This window comes from Saccharomonospora azurea NA-128 (assembly GCF_000231055.2).
Classification (GTDB): domain Bacteria; phylum Actinomycetota; class Actinomycetes; order Mycobacteriales; family Pseudonocardiaceae; genus Saccharomonospora; species Saccharomonospora azurea.
Map to the genome: position 1 here is coordinate 3,880,096 of NZ_CM001466.1, position 6,716 is coordinate 3,886,811.

The following is a 6,716-nucleotide window of genomic DNA, read 5'->3' on the forward strand; positions in this document are numbered from 1 at the left end:
ACCCACTTGTCGCAAAGCTGTGAGGCTTATCTCATGCTTTTGGTGGGCGTCGAACGTCGTTTTCTCCCAAGGATTGGACAACTCGGACATATTCAGACCCGCTGAGTCACCGTGTCGGTCGGGCTCGGTCGAGCACCTGCGCCAGATGCAGCGAGCGGCGGCCGGTGAGCTCAGTGATCTGGGTGCGGCAGCTGAACCCGTCGGCCAGCACGAGCTCGTCGGGGTCCGCGGCCTCGACCTCGGGGACGAGCACGCGGTTCGCGGCCGCCACGGAGATGTCGTAGTGCCCGCGCTCGACCCCGAAGTTGCCCGCCAGCCCGCAGCATCCGGAGTCGAGTGTGCGGTTGTCGACACCGGCTTTGCGCAGCAGGCGTTCGTCGGCGGCGTGCCCGAGCACCGCGTGCTGGTGACAGTGCTGCTGGGTCAGCGCGCGGACGTCGAGCGAGTCGAACTCCACATCGGGCGCGTGGCGTTCGAGGAACTCGGCGAGTGTCGATGCGGGCACGGGCGGTGTGTCGAGGAGCTCGTGCACGTCGTGGCGCAGCACGGCCAGGCAGCTCGGTTCGAGACCGACGATCGGCGTGCCCGCCTCGATGTCGTCGCGCAGCACGTCCAGGCTGTGGCGCAGGACGCGCCGGGCGATGCCGAGCTGGCCTGTGGAGATCCACGTCAGGCCACAACAGACCGAGGAGCGGGGGAGGACGACGTCGAACCCGGCGTGTTCCAGCACCCGCGTGGCCGCCGCGCCGATCTCCGGTGCGAAGTGGTCGGTGAACGTGTCCGGCCACAGCACCACCCGAGGGCGGTCTCCACCACGACGGGGTTTGCGCCGCCACGCCCTGCGCAGCGTGGTGGGGGCGAACGTCGGGAGTTCGCGCTCGTCCGCGATGCCGCCGAGGCGCTTCGCCAACGCGGCGACGGTGCGGGACCGCAGTGCCGCGTTGGCGAGGCCGGGAAGCCGGGAGGCCAGCCGGGCCCACAGCGGCAGGAAACCCAGGGAGTAGTGGCTCGCGGGGCGCACCTTGCCCGCGTAATGGTGGTGCAGGAACTCCGCCTTGTAGGAGGCCATGTCGACGTCGACGGGGCAGTCGGAGAGACACCCCTTGCACGCCAGGCACAGGTCGAGGGCGTCGCGGACCTCGGTGGAGTCCCAACCGTCGGTGATCGTCTCGCCGCGCAACATCTCGAACAGCAGCCGCGCGCGACCGCGCGTGGAGTGCTCCTCGCGCTTGGTCACCATGTAGCTCGGGCACATCACCCCGGTGCTCGTGTCGACGCACTTGCCGACGCCGACGCAGCGCCGGGCCGCGGTGGCGAGGCTGCCGCCGTCGTGCGGGTAGCGCAGGGTCAGCGGCAGCTGTTTCGTGGGCCCGGAGAAGCGCAGGTCGGCGTCGAGGGGGCGGGGGCGGACGAGGTTGCCGGGGTTCAGCAGGTCGTCCGGGTCCCAGATCGCCTTGAACGCTTCGAACAGGCGCAGCATCTCGGGCGAGTACATGCGCGGCAGCAACTCCGCGCGGGCCTGCCCGTCGCCGTGTTCGCCCGACAGCGACCCGCCGTGGGCCACCACGAGATCGGCGGCGTCGGTGAGGAAGCGCCGGAACGTCGCGACGCCGTCGTCGGTGAGCAGGTCGAAGTCGATGCGCACGTGCACGCAGCCCTCGCCGAAGTGCCCGTACGGGATGCCGCGCAGCCCGTACGACGCGAGGAGCGCGCGGAACGAGCGCAGGTAGGAACCGAGCCGTTCCGGAGGGACGGCGGCGTCCTCCCAGCCCGGCCAGGCCTCCGAACCGTCGGCCATGCGCGTGGCGGTGCCGGCGGCGGATTCGCGGATGCCCCAGAGCTGCCGTTGCCTCGCCGGGTCGGTGGTGACGGACGTCGTGGCGCCGGTCTCGCGCGCCAACGCCGCCGCCAGCGCTTCGGCGTTGTGGCGGGCCTCGTCGGGGTCGTCGCCGCCGACCTCGACGAACAGCCAGCCGCGGCCGGCGGGCAGCGAGTCGAGCGCCGCGGGACGTCGGCCGCGCGCGAGGAGGATGTCGACGAGGTCGGCGCCCATGCCCTCCACGGTGAGGGGACGGTGGGACAGCACCTGGGGCGCGGCGTCGGCGGCGGCGATGTCGTCGGCGAACCCGGCCACCACGAGGGCCCGCGCGGGCGGTGAGGGGACCAGCCGCACGGTGGCCTCGGTGATCAGCACGCACGTGCCCTCCGTGCCCACGAGGGCCCGGGCGAGGTCGGTGCCGTTCTCGGGGAGGAGGTTGTCGAGCGCGTAGCCGGACACCCGTCGCGGCAGGGCGGGAAAGCCGGTGCGCAACACGGCCAGGTGGCGCTGCGCGAGGTCGTGCAGCGCGTCGCGGATCTCGTTCGCGCGGTGGGCAGGGTCCCCGACGATCCGGTCGCCCGGGCCGACGGTCAGCCGTGCGCCGTCGCCGGTGACGACGTCGAGCGACACGACGTTGTCGGCGGTACGTCCCCACGCCACGGAGTGCGAGCCGCACGCGTCGTTGCCGAGCATCCCGCCGAGCGTGCAGCGGCTGTGGGTGGAGGGATCGGGCCCGAACGTGAGCCCGTGCCGGGCGGCGGCGGCGCGGAGCGTGTCGAGGACGACACCGGGCTGCACGCGCGCGACGCGGCGTTCGGGGTCGATCTCCAGGACACGGTTCAGGTGGCGGCTGTAGTCGAGGACGATGCCCTGGCCGAGCGCCTGCCCGCCGATGCCGGTGCCCGCACCGCGCGCCGTCACCGGGACACCGTGCGCGCGGGCGACGCGCAGGGTGGCCGCGACGTCCTCGGCGCTGCGCGGGAACACGACGACCTTCGGGACGTGCCGGTAGTTCGACGCGTCCATGCTGAACATCGCCCGGGCGGCGGCACCGTCGTCCACCTCGCCCGACACGGCGCGGGTCAGGTCTTCGGCGAGGGCGGGCACGGTGGTCACCAGTTCTGGAGGGACTCGGTCAGCACGGTGTCGAGATCGGTGTTCCGCACCTCGCGCGGCGACACCGCCAGCAGGCGTTGCTGTTTCAGCGCACCTTCCACGAGCGCGGGGACGTCGGAGACGTCGTAGCCCACGCCCGACAGGCCGTTGGGGACGCCGATGTCGCGCATGAGCGCCGTCAACGCCGCGGGCAGCTGCTCCCGCGGGTCGCGCTGGGCGGGCGCGGTCGGGTCGAGGATGCGCGCGGCGTGCAGGTGCCGCTCCGGGTCGGTGGGGAAGGTGAAGCGGAACGCGGCCGGGGCGGTGAGGGCGACCGACTCGCCGTGGGGCACGAGCGGTTCGTCCTGCGGGTAGTCGGCGGGCCGGTATTCGCGCACGCGCCCGGCGATCGGGTAGGCGCACGCGTGCGGGACGTGCACGCCGGCGTTGCCGAAACCCATGCCCGCGTACGTGGCGGCGAGCATCATGTCCGTGCGCGCGTCGAGGTCGCCGCCGTTGAGCACCGCCCTGCGGAACGACCGCGCGAGCAGGTGCAGGGCCTTCTCCGTCCACGTGTCGGAGATGGGGTTGGCGCCGTTGTAGGCGACGCGGGTCTCGGGCGTGTGCCGCGGGAAGGAGTGGAACGGCCGTGCGGTGTAGGACTCCAGGGCGTGACACAGCACGTCCAGGCCGCTGGCGGCGGTCACGCGCGGTGGCATGGACAGCGTGAGCAGCGGGTCGACGACCGCCGTGGTCGGCCGCAGGTACGGGTGGCTGATGCCCGACTTCACCTTGAGGTCGACGAAGTCCATGATGCAGACCGGCGTGGTCTCCGATCCGGTGCCCGCCGTCGTCGGCACGGCGACCAGCGGCTTGAGGCGCCCGGGCGGGGCCTTGGCGGCGCCGATCGGCTTGTTGACGTAGTCGAACAGGTCCGCGGGGTGGGTGGTGAGCAGGTTGACGGCCTTCGCGGTGTCGATGGCCGACCCGCCGCCGACGGCCACGAAGCCGTCCCACGTCGACTGCCGGGCGAACTCGACCGCCTCCAGCACGCTGACGTCGGTCGGTTCGACGCGCACGCCGTCGAAGACCTCGGCGTCCAGCCCGCCCGCGCGAGCCGCCTCGGTGACCCGGTGCGCGACACCGGTGGCCGCGACTCCGGGGTCGGTGACGATCAGGACGCGCCGGGCGCCCTGCTGCGCGAGGTCGTGGCCGATCTCGTCGACCGCGCCGGCGCCGAACTTCAGCGGCGTCGCGCCCCACGTGAACACGGTTTCGTGCAGGTAGTCGACCATGGCCCCTCCCCGGTGAGCGACTGGGAACCCGAGAGTGGCATGTAGCATGCCACTCGTCAAGAGCGCTGGTCGTCAGCGTTCTCGACAAGGGGAGTACCCGCTCAGTCGGTCAGCCGCGTCCAGTCGTAGGAGACGTGCACGGACTCGCCGGACTCGGCCGACTCCTGGGCGATGATGAGCTGCGCCGTGGTGAGCAGGTGCCGCCGCATGGCCTCCGCGGCGTCGGTGGGCTTGCCCGCCTCGACGAGCTCGGCGATCGCCTCGTGCTCGGCCAGGATGTCGGCCAGTCCCCGACTGCGGTCCACAGTGGAGGAGCCGCGGAGGAACACCATGTCGCGCAACGAGTCGACGTAGCGGGCGAGCCGCAGGTTGCCGGACGCGACGTTGATGGCCTCGTGGAACTTCCGGTCGGCGGTCATGAACGCCGCCTCGTCGCGCTCCTCGGCGGCGTGGCGCATGGCGTCGAGGTGGGTGGACAGCTGCTCCGACAGACCGGGCGTGCGCTGGCTCGTGGCGCGGAACGTGGCGGGCACCTCCAGCAGCAGCCGGATGGCGAAGACCTCCTCCAGGTCGTGCAGCGAGGTCTGCAACACGCGGATGCCCCGGTTGCGCTCGAACCGCACCATGCCCCGCTCGGCGAGCTGGATCAACGCCTCCCGCACGGGGGTGCGGGACACGCCGAGCCGGGCTGCGAGATCGTGCACCGAGTACAGCGTTCCGGGCACGAGCTCACCACTGACGATGGCCCCGCGCAGCTCGTCGAGGATCGTCCTGGCGAGGTTCCGGTCGGTGTCGATCTGCCGCATTCGCCCATCGTCCCACGGGCGGCGGGGTTCGAGGTCGGCTTCGGCGGGTCGGCTCACGTCACGTCGGCGCCGAACCACAGGCGGGCGAGCTCGTCGAGGGAGGGCTTGCCGGGCACGGGCAGCCACGTCAGGTACCGGCGCAGGGTCGAGTACCGGTGCAGGAGCGTGTACGCCAGGCACCGGCGCGCGAAGTCGACGTCCGGTTCGAGCCCGTAGCCGTGCAGGAAGGCGTGCCAGCACGCCCGATCGCCACCCGCCAGGTACACCGACGCGGCCACGAACTCGTACTCCGCCGCGCCCACCATCGCGGGTTCGAAGTCGACGAGTCCCGAGACCGTCCACCGCGTCCCGTCGTGGCGCACGAAGACGTGCTCGCGCAGCAGTTCGGTGTGCAGGAAGACGGGATGTGCGGTGGAGAGGTCCACGCCGTCGACGAAGTCCGGCACGAGTTCCAGCCACTCCGGGGCGAGGTCCTGCTGTCGGTGATGTTCCACGACGACGTCGCGGCGAGCGCGCACGAACTCCGTCCAGTCCGTCACGAGCGGAGCCGGATGCTCGGTGACGGCGTGCAGTTCGGCCGTCACGGCCCCCACCTCGCCGCACAGCGCTCGTCGTTCGTCAACGGTCAGCGTGTCCCACACCGAGTCGAGCCCGACTCCGGGAACCCGGGTCATCAGCACGTAGTGCCAGCCCTCGCGCGTGCCGGTGGCGCGCGGGCGCGGGGTCTGTACGGACAGGCGCCCCTCCAGGGCGGTCAGCGCGGCGGCCTCGATACGGAACTCCTCCGCGTCGTCTGAGGGATAGAACTTCAGCACCAGGTCGTCGCCGACGGCGTGGACGGGCAGCGATCCGCTCACGAAGCGCGTCGTCGGGAGGTCGAGCGACAGCTCGGCGAGCACGGCGGCCAGGGGAGGGGGCGTCACGCTCGCGCACGCTACTCGGTGACGGTGGCGGGGTCAGCCGGTTTTCGGCGGGCAGCTATCTCGCGCCAACGTCTGCGTCACATTCCTCTGGAGGTCGACCTGACTGGAGGTTGCAGGCTTCCGGGCATGACACGGACCGAACCGCGGCGGCGGGGAGTGCTCTGGACTCCCGAGAACCGGTGGACGACGGCCGGGTTGCTGTTGGTGGTCACCCTGCTCGCGTTCGAGAACATGGGCGTGGCCACGGCGATGCCCACCATGGTCGCCGATCTCGACGGCGGCGAGCTGTATTCCTGGCCGTTCACCGCCCACCTCGTCGCGAGCGTCGCGGCCACGGTGCTGTCCGGCCGGGTCTGCGACCGCCGTGGGCCGACGCTCTCGTTGCTGGTCGGCCCGTGGATCTTCCTCGCGGGTCTCGTGGCGGCCGGGGCCGCGCCGACCATGGAGGTGCTGCTGGTCGGGCGGGCTCTGCAGGGCTTCGGTTCGGGTGTGCTCATGGTCGCGACGTCGCTGCTCGTCGCACTCACCTACGACGATCGGGAGCGGCCGGTGATGTACGCGGCGTTCGCGGCGGCGTGGGTGTTGCCCGCCGTCGTGGGGCCGTCGATCGCCGGGCTCGTGACGGAGACCGCCGGATGGCGCTGGGTGTTCCTCGGGCTGGTGCCGCTGATGCCTTTGGGCATGGGCCTGCTCGTGCCGGTGGTGCGGCGGCTGCCCGCCCACGTCCCCGATCCTGCGGCGCGGCGAGCGGGGATCGTCGCGGCGGTGACCGTGGCGC

Annotated in this window: 5 protein-coding genes; 1 reads left to right on the forward strand and 4 read right to left on the reverse strand. The window is 72.0% G+C overall.

Features of this window, described 5'->3' with window-relative positions; genetic code table 11:
* Positions 1-106 precede the first annotated feature (106 nt).
* The 4 genes from SACAZDRAFT_RS17865 to SACAZDRAFT_RS17880 all read right to left on the reverse strand — a co-directional run bounded on the left by SACAZDRAFT_RS17865 (position 107) and on the right by SACAZDRAFT_RS17880 (position 5,938).
* Positions 107-2,935 carry an FAD-binding and (Fe-S)-binding domain-containing protein gene (locus SACAZDRAFT_RS17865; protein WP_005444034.1) on the reverse strand — a complete coding sequence of 943 codons (2,829 nt, stop codon included), beginning with the start codon at positions 2,933-2,935 and terminating at the stop codon, positions 107-109.
* Entirely contained in the window at positions 2,932-4,209 is a 1,278-nt protein-coding gene (locus SACAZDRAFT_RS17870) for a hydroxyacid-oxoacid transhydrogenase (RefSeq protein WP_005444036.1), read from the reverse strand. Before SACAZDRAFT_RS17870 ends, SACAZDRAFT_RS17865 begins: the two co-directional genes overlap by 4 nt.
* Before the next feature lie 101 nt (positions 4,210-4,310).
* The gene (locus SACAZDRAFT_RS17875; RefSeq protein WP_005444037.1) at positions 4,311-5,015 is read right to left on the reverse strand and encodes a GntR family transcriptional regulator; all 705 of its coding nucleotides are present in this window, start codon (positions 5,013-5,015) and stop codon (positions 4,311-4,313) included.
* Positions 5,016-5,068: 53 nt separating this feature from the next.
* The gene (locus SACAZDRAFT_RS17880) at positions 5,069-5,938 is read right to left on the reverse strand and encodes a phosphotransferase family protein (protein WP_005444038.1); all 870 of its coding nucleotides are present in this window, start codon (positions 5,936-5,938) and stop codon (positions 5,069-5,071) included.
* A gap of 126 nt (positions 5,939-6,064) precedes the next feature.
* Here SACAZDRAFT_RS17880 and SACAZDRAFT_RS17885 point away from each other — a divergent pair.
* Positions 6,065-6,716, forward strand: a 652-nt coding sequence (locus tag SACAZDRAFT_RS17885; protein WP_005444039.1) for an MFS transporter, incomplete at its 3' end; no start/stop codon positions are given.